Genomic DNA, 14,674 nt, shown 5'->3' with positions numbered 1-14,674 from the left:
AGGAATGAGGCCCATGACTACTCTATCTGGTTTACTCATCCTTGGCTTTGGTGGCCATGCTCGCGCAGTGGCTGATGTCGCATTGGTGTCAGGTATAAGACAACTTCGCTTCATAGACAGCAATGCTCGCCCAAATGAAACTTTTGGTGAGTTTGCTGTACTACGGAGGTGGGACGAAGATCTGCCAGAAGGGTGGTTTGTCATGCCAGCTTCAGGCGATGGTCTTAGCCGGCAAGCACAGTACGAATGGGCAAAAGGTCGTGGCTGGCCTTTGGCTACGCTCATTTCGCCTACAGCTACGATAGGTGTCGGCGCGAAAGTTGGTCTTGGAACCTTTGTAGCACATCACGCTCATGTCGGCCCTATGGCCTCTGTGGGAATCGGGTGCATTGTAAATACCGGAGCCATTGTAGAGCATGAGTGCGTCGTGGATGATTTCACTCATGTTTCTATAAAAGCGGCTGTAGCAGGAAGAACCTGTATAGGGCGTTTTTGCTTTATTGGCGCTGGCGCGACTGTTATTGACGGCATCAAAATTTGTGATGACGTGACGTTAGGCGCAGGAGCTTGCGCGCATCGTGACTTGGAGACGCCGGGAGTTTATGTAGGAGTGCCGGCAAAAAAAATGATAGGGAAAATAGAAAATTGAAGGTTCTCCATTTCTTTAAAACCTATTATCCGCAAACGATGGGAGGGATTGAACAGGTCATCTTTCAACTTGCGGAAGGAGGACGAGAACACGGGGTTACTGCGCAAGTACTGTCTTTGAGTGCCCAAGGGGCTGCACGTAACGTAAAAGTTGGTGAGCACTTCGCTCACACGTCAAAGCTGGATCTGCACTTAGCATCCACCGGCTTTTCGTTGTCAGCCTTCAAGGATTTTACGGACTTGGCCAAGGAGGCTGATATTATAAATTATCATTTTCCATGGCCATTCATGGATGTTGTACATTTTGCCTCACGCGTACGTAAGCCAACGGTCGTTAGTTATCATTCAGATATCGTTAAGCAAAAGATGTTGTTGAAGTTGTATCAGCCTTTGATGAACAATTTTTTGGGAAGCGTAAACCGTATCATTGCGTCATCTCCAAAGTATATAGAAAGTAGTTCGACGCTCCAAAAATTCAAGGATAAAGTAACTGTCATTCCGATCGGCTTGGATAGGAATACTTACCCGCCTGTTTCATCGGAAAGGTTGAGTTATTGGAAGGAGCAACTCGGCTCGCGCTTTTTTCTTTTCATAGGCGCGTTACGCTACTACAAAGGATTGGATTATTTGCTTGAAGCGGCTCGTACGGCTCGATTTCCAATCGCTATTTTGGGGCAGGGGCCTATGGATGCCGAGTTGAAGGCCAAGGCCGTCAGATTAGGTCTTTCCAATATTTACTTTCTGGGCGGTTTGCCCGACGCTGATAAAACTGCGTTATTAATGTTGTGTTATGGTTTGGTTTTTCCCTCTCATCTTAGGTCTGAAGCGTTTGGGATTTCACTTCTTGAAGGAGCGATGTTCAGTAAGCCTCTTATCTCCTGCGAGATTGGTACGGGCACAACTTATATAAATATTGCTGGTGAGACAGGGTTGGTCGTCCCGCCCTGTAATTCTGATGCGCTGGCGCAGGCGATGATTACGCTATGGGAAAATCCTGAAGAGAGTAGTGCGATGGGGCACAGGGCAGCATTGCGTTTCGAGCAGGTATTTACAGCAGAGCGAATGGTTGACTCTTATACGCAAGTGTATCGTTCGTTGTTGAAGTGAGTCGAAAGAGGCTCTAAACACGACGGGTCTTTAGAGCCTTGAATGTAGGGTAGTCACCACTTTCGTTATTTCTCATTTACACATCTTCGAGTTCCAAATGATCCCCAAGTCTATTCTGGTTACTGGTGGTTCCGGCTTTTTAGGGAAAGCTGTTGTTCAGCGTCTTGCATTGATGGGGGCATGTGATCTCATTGTGCCTCTCCGAACGCTTGACAGGGAACTGCCTGAGGGGATTAAAACCGTAAAAATTTCTGGTATAGATGGTCAAACCAACTGGGAATCACTCGATAACGTGGACGTTGTGGTGCATGCTGCCGCAAGGGTACATAAGCTGCATGACCAGGCTGCTGATGCCCTTGCTGCGTTTCGCACAGTGAATGTCGAGGGCACGTTGAATCTCGCTCGACAAGCCGCTCATCGGGGAGTCAAACGCTTCATTTTCATCAGCTCCATCAAGGTCAATGGAGAGACGACGTTGATGGGCAAGCCTTACACTGCCGATGATGTCCCTGCCCCCAAGGATCCCTATGGCATCTCGAAATTTGAAGCGGAGCAAGGTTTAAAAGCTCTTGCAACGGATACCGGAATGGAAGTCGTGATTATACGGCCCGCCCTTGTCTACGGCCCCGGAGTAAAAGCCAACTTTCTAAGCATGATGCGCTGGCTTGATAGAGCTATTCCGTTGCCTTTTGGTGCTGTTCGAAATCGTCGTAGTCTGATTTACCTGGATAATCTTGTAGATTTCATAGTGACCTGCCTTAAGCATCCTGCAGCGGCCAACCAAACATTTTTGGCGAGTGATGGTGACGATGTTTCAACTTCTGAATTAATGCGCAAGATTGCCGAGTGCCTGGGAAGACCGGCACGCCTGTTGCCCGTACCTGTTTGGGTGTTGAGCAGAGTGGCAACTATTCTTGGCAAGCGGGCCTTGGCTCAACGTCTTTTCGGCTCTTTGCAGGTCGATATCAGCAAGAATCGACAATTGTTGGGTTGGATTCCTCCCGTGAGTCTTGACCGGGGTTTGAGTCTCACGACGAAGCATTTTCTGGACTCTCGAAAATCATGAATTACGTTTGGTGTATTCCGATAGTTGCTGGCATTTCTTTTTTACTGACTTCACGGCTGCGTAACTATGCTTTGTCCCGTAGCTTGATGGATGTCCCCAATGCTCGTAGTTCTCACTCGACACCTACTCCCCGAGGTGGTGGGGTTGCCATTGTCGTAGCTTTTCTTTTTGCGTCGGGTCTTTTGTTATATGTTGACGAGATTTCATTAGCCAACTTCCTTGGTATGACTGTTGCAGCTACAGCCATCGCGGTTATCGGATTCATGGACGACCACGGACATATCGCCGCCCGCTGGCGTTTGTTGGGACATTTTACAGCGGCGGTCTGGTTGCTGGGCTGGATGGGAGGGTTTCCTCCAATCGTGCTGTTTGGCGTCTATGTCGACATGGGCTGGGCAGGTCATGTGCTGGCAGCTTTGTATCTGGTGTGGCTACTCAATCTCTACAACTTCATGGACGGAATCGATGGCATCGCCAGCGTAGAAGCGATATGTGCCTGCTTGGGAGCCTGTTTGCTTTACTGGTTGGCAGGTCTGGATAGCCTCATCGGGGGACCGCTGTTGCTCGCCGCTTCTGTGGCAGGTTTCCTTTATTGGAACTTCCCACCCGCAAAGATTTTCATGGGCGACGCCGGAAGTGGGTTTCTCGGCATCGTGTTGGGGGGGCTGTCGCTGCAGGCGGCGTGGGTGAGTGCACCCATGCTATGGGCCTGGTTGATTTTGCTTGGGGTATTCATCGTCGATGCAACATTTACGCTGTTTTGCCGTTTGTTTAGAGGGGAGAAAGTCCATGAAGCACATCGCAGTCATGCCTACCAATTCGCCTCCCGTCGCTACGGCAGGCATTTACCCGTAACGATCGCTGTCGGCATGATCAATCTTTTCTGGCTATTGCCAATAGCCTTATGCGTGACGCGTTTTGGTCTGGACGGAGTTTTTGGGGTCATTTTTGCTTATATGCCACTTATTTTCCTGGCAATAAAATTTCGCGCTGGAAATAAGGAAGATTCAGCGGTATAGAACTAAGCAGCAACCACTCTGTCATTAGGTTTAGAGTGGTTGCGACACGCCTTTGAGGCTTCAGGTGAGGGGGCGGCAGAGAGGAGCGACTTAGGTGTTTGAAGAGTTTATGGATAAAATCAGAGCGTACTTGGTAGGCCTCCCTCGGCGTCGAAAAAGGTTGATTCAGGTCGCTACAGACATCGTGCTGGTCTGGGCCGCCCTGTGGCTGGCGTTTATCGTGCGTCTGGGCCTGGATGATATGTACAATCCCTTGAGGGTTCATTTCTGGCTCTTTGCCTGTGCTCCAATAGTCGCAGTTCCCTTGTTCATACGTTTTGGCATGTACCGTGCCGTCATGCGCTATTTCGGTAATGATGCCCTCATTGCCATTATCAAGGCCGTCAGCCTTTCGTCGCTTATTCTGGCTGTCGTTGTCTATTGGTACAGCAATCACGAAGCAGTGGTGCCACGATCGATCATATTCAACTACTGGTGGCTGAGCCTCGTTATCATTGGGGGGCTACGGCTGGTTATGCGGCAATACTTCATGGGGGACTGGTTTACTGCCGCCCAGCACGTTCCTTTTGCCAGTCGCGACGATGGACTGACGAAGGTTGCAATCTACGGGGCCGGTGTCGCGGGAAATCAACTGGTCGCAGCACTGCGAATGGGGCGAGCCATGCGACCGGTGGCTTTTATCGACGACGATCCGGGTATCTCGGATCGCTCTATTTCGGGCCTTCAGGTTTATAAACCCAAGCATATTCAGCAGATGATCGACGTAACGGGAGCTCAGGAAATACTGCTTGCGCTGCCATCTTCAACGCGCGCGCGTCGTAGAGAAATACTCAACCTGCTGGAAGGTTTTCCGTTGCACATTCGCAGCGTGCCAAATTTTTCCGATCTGGCGAGTGGCCGGGTAAAGGTCGAAGACATTCAGGAAGTGGACATTGCGGACTTGCTGGGTCGTGATGCTGTCCCGGCCCAACCTGATTTGCTGGAGCGTTGTATCAAAGCGAAGACGGTAATGGTCACGGGGGCCGGGGGATCGATTGGTTCGGAACTGTGCCGACAGATCTTTGCTCTGGCACCAACAACACTTCTGCTGTTTGAACACAGTGAATTCAATTTATACAACATTCTTTCGGAACTGGAGCAGCGCAGCTCACGGGAGTCTGTTTCTGTCCGTTTGCTGCCGATACTGGGATCCATACGTCATCAGGACAAACTGCTGGATGTGATGAAGACTTGGAAAGTTGACACGGTCTATCACGCCGCAGCCTACAAGCATGTGCCGATGGTCGAGCACAACATTGCGGAAGGCGTATTGAACAATGTTATCGGGACGCTTAACACGGCTCAGGCCGCCGTGCAGGCGGGTGTCTCAAACTTCGTTCTGATATCCACTGACAAGGCTGTGCGCCCGACCAATGTCATGGGCAGTACCAAACGTCTTGCCGAACTGACGCTGCAGGCGCTTAGCCGTGAAATTGCACCGGTTTTGTTTGGCGACAGGGCAAACGTCTCGCGCGTCAACAAGACCCGCTTTACCATGGTCAGATTCGGCAACGTACTAGGCTCTTCGGGCTCAGTCATTCCGCTATTCCACAGCCAGATCAAATCCGGCGGGCCACTGACAGTCACCCACCCCAAAATCACTCGTTACTTCATGACCATTCCCGAGGCCGCTCAGTTGGTAATACAGGCCGGTTCTATGGGGCAGGGCGGGGATGTCTTCGTTTTGGATATGGGTGAGCCGGTAAAAATCGTCGAACTTGCGGAGAAAATGATTCACCTGTCCGGACTGAGCATCCGATCGGAGCGCAATCCTCAGGGCGACATCTCCATCGAGTTCACCGGTTTGCGCCCGGGCGAAAAACTCTACGAGGAATTGCTCATCGGGGATAACGTCGCAGCGACATCGCATCCGATGATCATGTGCGCCAATGAGGATCACCTTTCTTGGGACGTTCTGAAAACCCGATTGAACGAACTGCTCAAAGCCGTCGAGGCCGACGACTACATCCGCGTCCGCCAGCTCCTGCGCGAAACCGTCTCCGGCTACACCCCCGACGGCGAGATCGTTGACTGGATCTACCAGCAACGTCGTCTCGAGCCGTGATTGTTTCACATCCTGTAACGCTCGCATTTTTGACTTCCCTCCATCATGACCTACGTTTGGAGAGCAGCTTGGGAAAAGCTGCTTTCTAAAACGATGATGGAGCGTCACTTATGCGTACCGGTTATTTCTACTCGCTGATTTTTGCTTTCCTCACCAGCGCCTCGATTGCTGCGATTGCTGCCCCTGTAGCGCCCACCGAGACAACAAAGGCGCCTTTGCTGATGGATGCGGCTGCGCCCTCGGCAAGCGCGAAGGTCGATCTCAACGGCGCTGATGCGGCGACGTTGCAAAAGGAGTTGGCGGGTGTGGGGGAGGCGAAGGCGCAGGCGATTGTTGCGTATCGCGATACTAATGGGCCGTTCGCGTCGGTGGATGAGTTGCTGGAAGTGAAGGGGATTGGCAAGGCGATTCTGGATCGCAATCGTGAAAAGCTGGAAGTGAACTAAGCTGACAGTTCAACGCCGAGAGGCCGGTCTTTGACCGGCCTTTTTATTGGGTGCTGATCGGGTGGATGCCTGAACGCTGAAAATTACGGGTATCATATTGCGCTGTGATTATGCCTATAATAATTTCGCCCGGGACTGATTCAGCAGTCGAATCGCAGCACACCGGTGCACGTCGAATTTTGAATTGATAAGGGGTAACCACGGTATGAACCAACGTCGAGTCGTCGTCACGGGCATGGGCCTGGTTTCACCCTTGGGCAGTGATGTTGAAATTGTCTGGCAGCGTTTGCTGGCCGGTCATTCCGGATTGCGCAATTTGCCCGATGCGGTTGTGGCTGATCTGCCGACGCGGGTCGGCGGGAGTGTGCCGACGGTGGAGGAGGATGCCGAGGCCGGGTTTGATCCGGATCGTGCGACGCCGCCCAAGGAACAGAAGAAGATGGATCGCTTCATCATGTTCGCCATGGAAGCGGCGCGGCAGGCGCTGGAGCAGGCCGGTTGGCATCCAGCGGACGCTGAAAGCCAAGAGCGCACTGCGACGATCATCGGCTCGGGAGTCGGCGGTTTCGGTGCCATTGCCGATGCGGTGCGTACCACCGACAGCCGTGGCCCTCGGCGTTTGTCGCCGTTCACCATTCCATCGTTTCTGGTCAATCTCGCGGCGGGTCATGTGTCGATCCAGCACGGCCTCAAAGGGCCGTTGGGCGCACCGGTTACCGCCTGTGCCGCCGGGGTTCAGGCGATCGGTGATGCGGCGCGGTTGATTCGTGCAGGGGAGGCGGACATCGCAGTATGTGGCGGTGCTGAAGCTTCGATCGATCGCGTCAGTCTCGCCGGTTTCGCGGCGGCGCGGGCGCTGTCCAGCGGCTACAACGACACCCCGGAAAAAGCTTCGCGTCCCTTCGACAGTGGGCGCGATGGTTTCGTGATGGGCGAGGGCGCCGGTCTATTGGTCATCGAGTCGCTGGAGCATGCGCTCGCACGCGGCGCGACGCCGTTGGCTGAACTGGTCGGTTACGGCACCACCGCCGATGCCTATCACCTGACCGCCGGGCCAGAAGACGGCAGCGGCGCACGCCGGGCGATGCAATTGGCACTGGCTCAGGGCGGTGTGAAGCCGGAGCAGGTGCAGCATCTCAACGCTCATGCGACGTCGACGCCGGTCGGTGACCTGGGCGAGCTGGCGGCAATCAAGGCGTTGTTTGGCACGCAGAACAAAATCGCCGTAACGTCGACCAAATCCGCCACCGGTCATTTGCTCGGCGCGGCCGGCGGGCTGGAGGCGATTTTCACGCTCCTGGCCATTCGGGATCAGGTGGTGCCGCCAACGCTTAACTTCGAAAACCCGGACCCGGCCAGCGTAGGTGTTGACATTGTCCATGGCGAAGCGCGATCAATGGCAATCGAATATGCATTGTCCAACGGCTTCGGTTTTGGCGGGGTCAATGCGAGCGTGTTGTTCAAGCGCTGGGAGGGTTAATCGCTCGATTGCTTTAGACGTTCGCGGGTGACGTCGAGGATGCGCTGGGCGAAGTCAGCATCCGCGACGCTGCGTGACAGCAGCAGTGCACCGGCCAGGGTCGCCATGATGACAATGCTGCGATCGGCGACGTGCTCGCCTTCGAGCGCGCCCTGAATTTGTCCGAGGCGAGCATTGAGGACTTCGTCACTGGTGGGGCTTGGTTGGCCGCGCAGGCCCAGTTCCGAGGAAATGGTCAGCAGCGGGCAGCCTTCGTGGGGCGAGGTCTGATGCCACTCTGACAGGTAGGTGTCGATAAAGACTTGCAGCGGGTTTTCCTGCGCTAAGATTTCTTCGCACAGGCCCGCGACTTGCTCGCCGGCCTCTTGCAGGGCTTTTTCGACCAGTTCTTCCTTTGATTTGAAGTGCGAGTAGAAACCGCCATGGGTCAAGCCCAGGGCTTTCATCAAAGGCTGCAGGCCGGTGCCGCCGATACCGTCCTTGCGAAATCGCGCGGAAGCTTCCTTGATGATGCGTTGATGGGTCTGGGCTTTGTGATCTGGCGAGTAACGCATGTGGAGCTCTCCGCGACGATGCTGCCATCTTAACCACGGAAGATTAAATGGTGACTGTACTTCTAAAATCTAAACAGCCTGTGGGTAAGTCCGAGCGTGCTGAAAAAACAAACCCCGCCATTGCGGCGGGGTTGGTATCAGCGGTCTTGTGCATCCTTGGCATCCGCTTCGGCATTGCGCTGTGCGACGCGCTTGCGTTCTTCATCGGTCAGTTCGACCTTGTTGGCGGTGTCGCGCAACATCATCAATCCGCCAACAATCGAGCCGATCGCAACGACCAGAATCAACCAGGCATACCAGGGCATAACGGCTCTCCTTAATGGCAGCTCGAAGGGCGAGGACTTCGCCGTGCGATGCTGCATACCACCTTTGAGCGAAACGACTTCGCGGTGGTTCCATTCTAGGCCGCTTATGCCCGGCACACCCGAACCGTGTTACAGACCGGTCAACATCGCATCCGCCGGCGCATCGGCGCGCAGTTGCCCGGTCAGCATGAAGTAGCAGAACCCCACCGCCATGAAGCCGAGGAAAATCAGCCCGATCAACGTGTTGAACCACGCCATCGCCACCAGGCAAACCACCGCCAGCACCAGCGCGATCAGCGGAACCAGCGGATAGCACGGCGCGCGGAAAGTACGTTCCAGATTCGGTTCCGATTTACGCAGTTTGAACAGGCTGAGCATGCTCATGATGTACATCACGATCGCGCCGAACACCGCCATGGTGATCATCGCCGCCGTCAGCGTCATGCCGCCGAGGTTGATCAGGCCGTCGCTGTAGATCGCCGCGATGCCGATCAGGCCGCCAGCGATGATTGCGCGGTGCGGGGTCTGGAAGCGTGACAGTTTTGCCAATGAGGCGGGCAGGTAACCGGCGCGGGCGAGGGCGAAGAATTGGCGTGAGTAGCCGAGGATGATGCCGTGGAAACTGGCGACCAGGCCGAACAGGCCGATCCACACCAGCATGTGCAGCCAGCCGGAGTTGTCACCGACCACGGTTTTCATCGCTTGCGGCAGTGGGTCGTTGATGTTGGACAAGGTGCGCCAGTCGCCGACGCCCCCCGCGAAGAACATCACGCCCATGGCCAACAGCACCAGGGTCAGGATGCCGCTGATGTAGGCTTTTGGGATCGTGCGTTTCGGGTCCTTGGCTTCTTCGGCAGCCATGGCGGCGCCTTCGATGGCGAGAAAGAACCAGATCGCAAATGGAATCGCTGCGAACATCCCGGCAATCGCCGGCGCGCCGAAGACGTCGGAACCGGCCCAGCCATTCAGTGCGAAGTTGCTGAAGCTGAACGCCGGCGCGACCACGCCCATGAACACCAGCAACTCAGCCACCGCCAGCACGCAGACGATCAGCTCGAACGTCGCGGCCAGTTTCACCCCGAGAATGTTCAGGCCCATGAACACGATGTACGCGCCGACCGCCGCGTGTTTCGGGTCCAGTGCCGGAAATTGCACATTCAAGTAAGCGCCTATCGCCAAAGCAATCGCTGGCGGGGCGAAGACGAATTCGATCAGTGTGGCCAGTCCGGCGATCAATCCGCCTTTTTCGCCAAACGCGCGGCGGCTGTAGGCGAACGGCCCGCCGGCATGGGGAATCGCGGTGGTCAGTTCGGTGAAGCTGAAGATGAAGCAGGTGTACATGGTCGCGACCATGAATGAAGTCACCAGAAAACCCAGCGTACCGGCCACGCCCCAGCCGTAACTCCAGCCGAAATATTCCCCGGAAATCACCAGTCCCACGGCAATGCCCCACAGGTGCACCGTGCCCAGCGTGGGTTTGAGTTGTGTGTTCATGCGCTTGCTCCCGCAATGGTTGGAAAGCTCGAGGGAGGGCGTGTGCAGTGGGCGTGCCATTACGCTGAAACAAGTCGTAATGAGTCCAAAGCTGTCGCAGCGGGGATGTTCGCAGCTGGATGAGCGTTTTTTTTGCGCCAGTTAGGAGCAGCGGAGTCTGTTATGCCGCCTTCGCGAGCAGGCTCGCTCCCACAGGTTTCTGCGTCGTCCACTCAATTTGATTCCACCGCATAACCTGTGGGAGTCGGGCTTGCCCGCGATGAGGCCCGACCTGACGCTGCAAAAACCTGCTGTAACGCCGGCATAAACCCACTCTTTACGCTTTCTTTATGACCCACGCCGCGCCTCGCTCTCGTTCCTTTACAGCCTCCTTCCCGACAATCGCTGCACACACGGCAATACGCCGTTACACGGAGATCTTCCATGAGCGTTCTGGACGGGGTGTCACTGCTGTTGGCGGTGGGGCTGTTCATTTATCTGTTGGTTGCGCTGTTGCGCGCGGACCGGAACTAGGAGCGGCTATGCACAGTTATGACTATTGGCTGATCCTCGGGTTTTTTGCGCTGGTTCTGCTGCCGGCGCCGTTCCTTGGGCGCTTCTATTACAAGGTGATGGAGGGCCAGCGCACCTGGCTGACGCCGATTCTCGGCCCGGTCGAGCGTGGTTGCTATCGCCTTGCCGGGGTCGATGCGCAGGCGGAGCAGAGCTGGCAGAAGTACACGCTGGCGCTGCTGGCGTTCAACCTTGCCGGTTTTCTGCTGCTGTTTGCGATTCTGCTGTTTCAGGATCACCTGCCGCTGAATCCGCAAAACCTGCCCGGCCAGGAATGGACCCAGGCGTTCAACACCGCGGTCAGTTTCATGACCAACACCAACTGGCAGTCTTACAGTGGCGAAGCGACCCTCAGCTACCTGAGCCAGATGGTCGGTCTCACCGTGCAGAACTTCGTCAGCGCCGCCACCGGCCTCGCCGTGCTGGTCGCGCTGTGCCGTGGCATCGGCCGTAAGTCGGCGCAGACCCTCGGCAACTTCTGGGTCGACATGACCCGCGCCACCCTCTATGGCCTGCTGCCGCTGTGCCTGCTGCTGGCGCTGTACCTGGTCTGGCAGGGCGTGCCGCAAACCTTCGCCCAGTATGTAAATGCCGTGACCCTGCAAGGCGTCGATCAGGTGATCCCGCTCGGCCCGGCCGCCAGCCAGATTGCGATCAAGCAACTGGGCACCAACGGCGGTGGCTTCTTCGGCGTCAACTCGGCGCATCCGTTCGAGAACCCGACGGCCTGGAGCAACCTGTTCGAAGTCGCTTCGATCATCCTGATCCCGGTGGCGCTGGTGTTCACCTTCGGCCATTACGTCAAGGACCTGCGCCAGAGCCGCGCGATCATCGCCTGCATGCTGGCGCTGTTCCTGATCGGCGGCGCGACCTCGTTGTGGGCCGAGTATCAGCCGAATCCGACCCTGAACAACGCCGCTGTCGAGCAAACTGCGCCGCTGGAAGGCAAGGAAGCGCGCTTCGGCACTACCGCGACGGTGCTGTGGTCGGTGACTACCACGGCGGCCTCGAACGGTTCGGTCAACGGCATGCACGACAGCCTCAACCCGCTGAGCGGCATGGTCGCGCTGGTCAACATGATGGTCGGCGAAGTGATCTTCGGCGGTGTCGGCGCCGGGCTCTACGGCATGTTGCTCAACGTGCTGATCGCGGTGTTCCTCGCCGGTCTGATGATCGGTCGGACGCCGGAATATCTCGGCAAGAAGCTTCAAGCGCGTGAGGTGCAATTGCTGGTGGTGACGCTGCTGGTGATGCCCGTCGGCGTGCTGGTGCTCGGCGCCATTGCCGCCACGGTTCCCAGCGCTGCGGCAACCATCAGCAACCCCGGCGCGCACGGTTTCAGTCAGTTGCTCTACGCCTACACCTCGGCCAGCGCCAACAACGGTTCGGCATTCGGTGGCCTGGGCGCGAACACGCCGTTTCACAACCTGATGCTCGGCCTGGGCATGTTGATCGGCCGTTTCGGCTACATCCTGCCTGTGCTGGCACTGGCCGGTAGCCTGGCGATGAAGAAAAGCGCACCGGTTGGCCAGAACAGCTTTCCGACTCACGGCCCGCTGTTCGTGACCCTGTTGACCGTGACCATTTTGCTGGTGGGCGGCCTGACGTTCCTGCCGACGCTGGCGCTCGGTCCTGTCGCCGAACATTTAAGTATGGGCTTCTAAGGAATCCATCATGAATATGCCTGCAATCAAACCCGCCGCCGTCAAAGCGCCGGAACAAGCCAAAACCGCGATCTCGGCCCTGTGGCGTCCGGCGCTGGTGCAAGCCTTCGTCAAGCTCGACCCTCGGCAATTGGCGCGTTCGCCAGTGATGCTGGTGGTCGAACTGACGGCGATTTTCACCACCGTGCTGTGCTTCCTTCCGGACGCTGATGTGCCGACCTTCGTCGCCGCACAAATCGCTCTGTGGCTGTGGTTCACCGTGCTGTTCGCCAACTTCGCCGAGGCCTTGGCCGAAGGTCGTGGCAAGGCCCGCGCCGACAGCCTCAAGGCCGGCAGCGAAGGCCTCAGCGCCCGTTGCCGCCAAGCCGATGGCAGCTTCAAGATCGTGCCGGCTGCCAATCTGCGCAAGGGCGACGTGGTGCGAGTCGAAGCCGGGGAAATGATCCCCGGTGACGGCGAAGTCATCGAAGGCATCGCGGCGGTCAACGAAGCGGCGATCACTGGCGAATCGGCGCCGGTGATCCGCGAGTCCGGCGGCGACCGCTCGGCCGTCACCGGCAACACGCGGCTGGTGTCCGACTGGCTGCTGGTGAAGATCACCACCAACCCTGGTGAATCGACCCTCGACCGCATGATCGCCTTGGTCGAAGGCGCCAAGCGTCAGAAGACCCCGAACGAAGTCGCGCTGGATATTCTGCTGATCGGCCTGACCCTGATCTTTCTGCTGGTGGTCGTCACCCTGCAACCGTTCGCGCATTTCGCCAACGGCAGCCTGCCGCTGGTGTTCCTCGTGGCGTTATTGGTCACGCTGATTCCGACCACCATCGGCGGTCTGCTGTCGGCCATCGGTATCGCCGGGATGGATCGTCTGGTGCGCCTGAATGTGATCGCCAAGTCCGGCCGCGCGGTGGAAGCGGCGGGTGACGTGCACGTGCTGTTGCTCGACAAGACCGGCACCATCACCTTCGGCAACCGTCGTTGCAGCGCGGTGTATGCCGCGCCGGGTGTGACCGGCCGTGAGCTGGCCGAAGGCGCGTTGTTCGCCTCGCTGGCCGACGAAACCGCTGAAGGCAAGTCGATCGTCGAGTTCCTTCGTGGCCTGCATCCACAACCGGAGCCGGCCCCGGAAACCCTGACCGCCGTGCCGTTCAGCGCGGAAACCCGTTTGTCCGGCGTCGATTATCAGGGCCGCGTGTATCGCAAAGGCGCGGTGGATTCGCTGCTGGCGTTTCTCGGTCAGCAGCGCACCGATCTGGCCCCGGCGCTGGCGCGGGAAATCGACAAGATTGCCCAAAGTGGCGGCACGCCGTTGCTGGTCTGCGCTGACGGCAAGCTGCTTGGCGCGATCCATCTCAAGGACGTGGTCAAACCAGGCATTCGCGAGCGCTTCGCCGAGTTGCGCAAACTGGGAATTCGCACGGTGATGGTCACCGGCGACAATCCGCTGACCGCTGCGGCCATTGCGGCTGAAGCCGGCGTCGATGATGTGCTTGCCGAAGCCACGCCGGAGAAAAAACTCGCGCGGATTCGTCACGAGCAGAACGACGGTCGCCTGGTCGCCATGTGCGGCGACGGCGCCAACGACGCCCCGGCGCTGGCTCAGGCCGACGTCGGCATGGCGATGAATGATGGCACGCAAGCGGCACGCGAAGCGGCGAACATGGTCGACCTCGACAGCGACCCGACCAAGCTGCTCGACGTGGTGCAGATCGGCAAGGAATTGCTGGTGACCCGTGGCGCACTGACGACCTTTTCCATCGCCAACGACATCGCCAAATACTTCGCGATTCTGCCGGCGCTGTTCGCCTCGATTTACCCGCAGCTGGGCGTGCTGAACATCATGCATCTGAGCAGTCCGCAGAGCGCGATACTCTCGGCCATCGTCTTCAACGCGCTGATCATCGTTGTGCTGATTCCACTGGCATTGCGCGGCGTGCGGGTGCAGGCGGCGAGTGCGGCGGCGTTGCTGCGGCGCAATCTGCTGATCTATGGCGTCGGCGGGATTGTCGTGCCGTTCGTGGGGATCAAGGTGATCGACATGCTGCTTACGGCGTTGCATCTGGTGTGAGGCTGAAAAGAGCCCCTCACCCTAGCCCTCTCCCGGGGGGAGAGGGGACTGACCGAGGTGTTTGTGCGAGGTTCGCCGACCTGAAATTCCGAGCCGAACTCAGGTCTTGAACAGCATGAAGATCGGCTCCCTTTCCCCCTCGCCCCCTTGGGGGAGAGGGCTGGGGT

General features: G+C 57.2%; 13 protein-coding genes. 10 read left to right on the top strand and 3 right to left on the bottom strand.

The genetic code is table 11. The features are described 5' to 3' along the window. Positions 1 to 13: 13 nt before the first annotated feature. From D8U61_RS21670 to fabF, 7 genes are all read left to right on the top strand, one after another. Positions 14 to 649 carry an acetyltransferase gene (locus D8U61_RS21670; RefSeq protein ID WP_125926364.1) on the top strand — a complete coding sequence of 212 codons (636 nt, stop codon included), beginning with the start codon at positions 14 to 16 and terminating at the stop codon, positions 647 to 649. Next, positions 646 to 1,755 (top strand): glycosyltransferase family 4 protein, encoded by a 1,110-nt coding sequence (locus D8U61_RS21665; RefSeq protein WP_130902150.1) that lies wholly within the window; start codon positions 646 to 648, stop codon positions 1,753 to 1,755. The genes D8U61_RS21670 and D8U61_RS21665 overlap by 4 nt, the downstream gene beginning before the upstream one ends. A 97-nt stretch (positions 1,756 to 1,852) precedes the next feature. After that, on the top strand, positions 1,853 to 2,821 hold the full coding sequence (locus D8U61_RS21660) for an SDR family oxidoreductase (RefSeq protein WP_125926362.1): 969 nt from the start codon (positions 1,853 to 1,855) through the stop codon (positions 2,819 to 2,821). Beyond that, positions 2,818 to 3,840: a glycosyltransferase family 4 protein gene (locus D8U61_RS21655; protein ID WP_125926361.1), complete on the top strand. Its 1,023-nt coding sequence runs from the start codon at positions 2,818 to 2,820 to the stop codon at positions 3,838 to 3,840. The genes D8U61_RS21660 and D8U61_RS21655 overlap by 4 nt, the downstream gene beginning before the upstream one ends. 109 nt (positions 3,841 to 3,949) lie before the next feature. Next, positions 3,950 to 5,944 carry a nucleoside-diphosphate sugar epimerase/dehydratase gene (locus tag D8U61_RS21650; RefSeq protein ID WP_125926421.1) on the top strand — a complete coding sequence of 665 codons (1,995 nt, stop codon included), beginning with the start codon at positions 3,950 to 3,952 and terminating at the stop codon, positions 5,942 to 5,944. A gap of 110 nt (positions 5,945 to 6,054) precedes the next feature. Then, positions 6,055 to 6,390: a helix-hairpin-helix domain-containing protein gene (locus D8U61_RS21645; RefSeq protein ID WP_056788395.1), complete on the top strand. Its 336-nt coding sequence runs from the start codon at positions 6,055 to 6,057 to the stop codon at positions 6,388 to 6,390. A 205-nt stretch (positions 6,391 to 6,595) separates the two neighbouring features. Beyond that, positions 6,596 to 7,870, top strand: a complete 1,275-nt coding sequence (gene fabF / locus D8U61_RS21640; RefSeq protein WP_130927654.1) for a beta-ketoacyl-ACP synthase II — start codon at positions 6,596 to 6,598, stop codon at positions 7,868 to 7,870. Here fabF and D8U61_RS21635 read toward each other — a convergent pair. The 3 genes from D8U61_RS21635 to eat all read right to left on the bottom strand — a co-directional run bounded on the left by D8U61_RS21635 (position 7,867) and on the right by eat (position 10,223). After that, a complete protein-coding gene (locus D8U61_RS21635) occupies positions 7,867 to 8,424 on the bottom strand; it encodes a TetR/AcrR family transcriptional regulator (RefSeq protein WP_130927653.1) in 558 nt (185 codons plus the stop codon). The two genes, fabF and D8U61_RS21635, sit on opposite strands and share 4 nt — an antisense overlap. 137 nt (positions 8,425 to 8,561) lie before the next feature. Further along, on the bottom strand, positions 8,562 to 8,729 hold the full coding sequence (locus D8U61_RS21630; RefSeq protein WP_016770901.1) for a DUF2897 family protein: 168 nt from the start codon (positions 8,727 to 8,729) through the stop codon (positions 8,562 to 8,564). Between the two features lie 129 nt (positions 8,730 to 8,858). Further along, positions 8,859 to 10,223, bottom strand: coding sequence for an ethanolamine permease (eat, locus tag D8U61_RS21625; protein ID WP_130888500.1), 1,365 nt, complete (start codon positions 10,221 to 10,223; stop codon positions 8,859 to 8,861). A gap of 423 nt (positions 10,224 to 10,646) precedes the next feature. Here eat and kdpF point away from each other — a divergent pair, with 423 nt between their 5' ends. Genes kdpF through kdpB form a run of 3 tightly spaced genes read left to right on the top strand, consistent with a single transcriptional unit; the run spans position 10,647 to position 14,507 of the window. Further along, a complete protein-coding gene (kdpF, locus tag D8U61_RS21620) occupies positions 10,647 to 10,736 on the top strand; it encodes a K(+)-transporting ATPase subunit F (protein ID WP_007899818.1) in 90 nt (29 codons plus the stop codon). 8 nt (positions 10,737 to 10,744) lie between these two features. Beyond that, a complete protein-coding gene (gene kdpA / locus D8U61_RS21615; protein ID WP_024013853.1) occupies positions 10,745 to 12,439 on the top strand; it encodes a potassium-transporting ATPase subunit KdpA in 1,695 nt (564 codons plus the stop codon). 10 nt (positions 12,440 to 12,449) lie between these two features. Beyond that, positions 12,450 to 14,507, top strand: a complete 2,058-nt coding sequence (gene kdpB, locus D8U61_RS21610) for a potassium-transporting ATPase subunit KdpB (RefSeq protein WP_130927652.1) — start codon at positions 12,450 to 12,452, stop codon at positions 14,505 to 14,507. Positions 14,508 to 14,674: the final 167 nt, after the last annotated feature.

This window comes from Pseudomonas sp. Sample_14, from assembly GCF_004307515.1.
Classification (GTDB): Bacteria; Pseudomonadota; Gammaproteobacteria; order Pseudomonadales; family Pseudomonadaceae; genus Aquipseudomonas; species Aquipseudomonas atacamensis.
Note: the sequence above shows the minus strand (reverse complement) of the source record. Positions and strands in the feature narration are given on the sequence as shown.

What these genes read in the sequence shown, in the direction of transcription:
- D8U61_RS21655 (WP_125926361.1), top strand. Translation starts at nt 2,818, where the DNA reads ATGAATTACGTTTGGTGTATTCCGATAGTTGCTGGCATTTCTTTTTTA.
- fabF (WP_130927654.1), top strand. Translation starts at nt 6,596, where the DNA reads ATGAACCAACGTCGAGTCGTCGTCACGGGCATGGGCCTGGTTTCACCC.
- D8U61_RS21635 (WP_130927653.1), bottom strand. Translation starts at nt 8,424, where the DNA reads ATGCGTTACTCGCCAGATCACAAAGCCCAGACCCATCAACGCATCATC.
- kdpB (WP_130927652.1), top strand. Translation starts at nt 12,450, where the DNA reads ATGAATATGCCTGCAATCAAACCCGCCGCCGTCAAAGCGCCGGAACAA.
- D8U61_RS21645 (WP_056788395.1), top strand. Translation starts at nt 6,055, where the DNA reads ATGCGTACCGGTTATTTCTACTCGCTGATTTTTGCTTTCCTCACCAGC.
- kdpA (WP_024013853.1), top strand. Translation starts at nt 10,745, where the DNA reads ATGCACAGTTATGACTATTGGCTGATCCTCGGGTTTTTTGCGCTGGTT.
- D8U61_RS21650 (WP_125926421.1), top strand. Translation starts at nt 3,950, where the DNA reads ATGGATAAAATCAGAGCGTACTTGGTAGGCCTCCCTCGGCGTCGAAAA.
- eat (WP_130888500.1), bottom strand. Translation starts at nt 10,223, where the DNA reads ATGAACACACAACTCAAACCCACGCTGGGCACGGTGCACCTGTGGGGC.
- D8U61_RS21670 (WP_125926364.1), top strand. Translation starts at nt 14, where the DNA reads ATGACTACTCTATCTGGTTTACTCATCCTTGGCTTTGGTGGCCATGCT.
- kdpF (WP_007899818.1), top strand. Translation starts at nt 10,647, where the DNA reads ATGAGCGTTCTGGACGGGGTGTCACTGCTGTTGGCGGTGGGGCTGTTC.
- D8U61_RS21630 (WP_016770901.1), bottom strand. Translation starts at nt 8,729, where the DNA reads ATGCCCTGGTATGCCTGGTTGATTCTGGTCGTTGCGATCGGCTCGATT.
- D8U61_RS21660 (WP_125926362.1), top strand. Translation starts at nt 1,853, where the DNA reads ATGATCCCCAAGTCTATTCTGGTTACTGGTGGTTCCGGCTTTTTAGGG.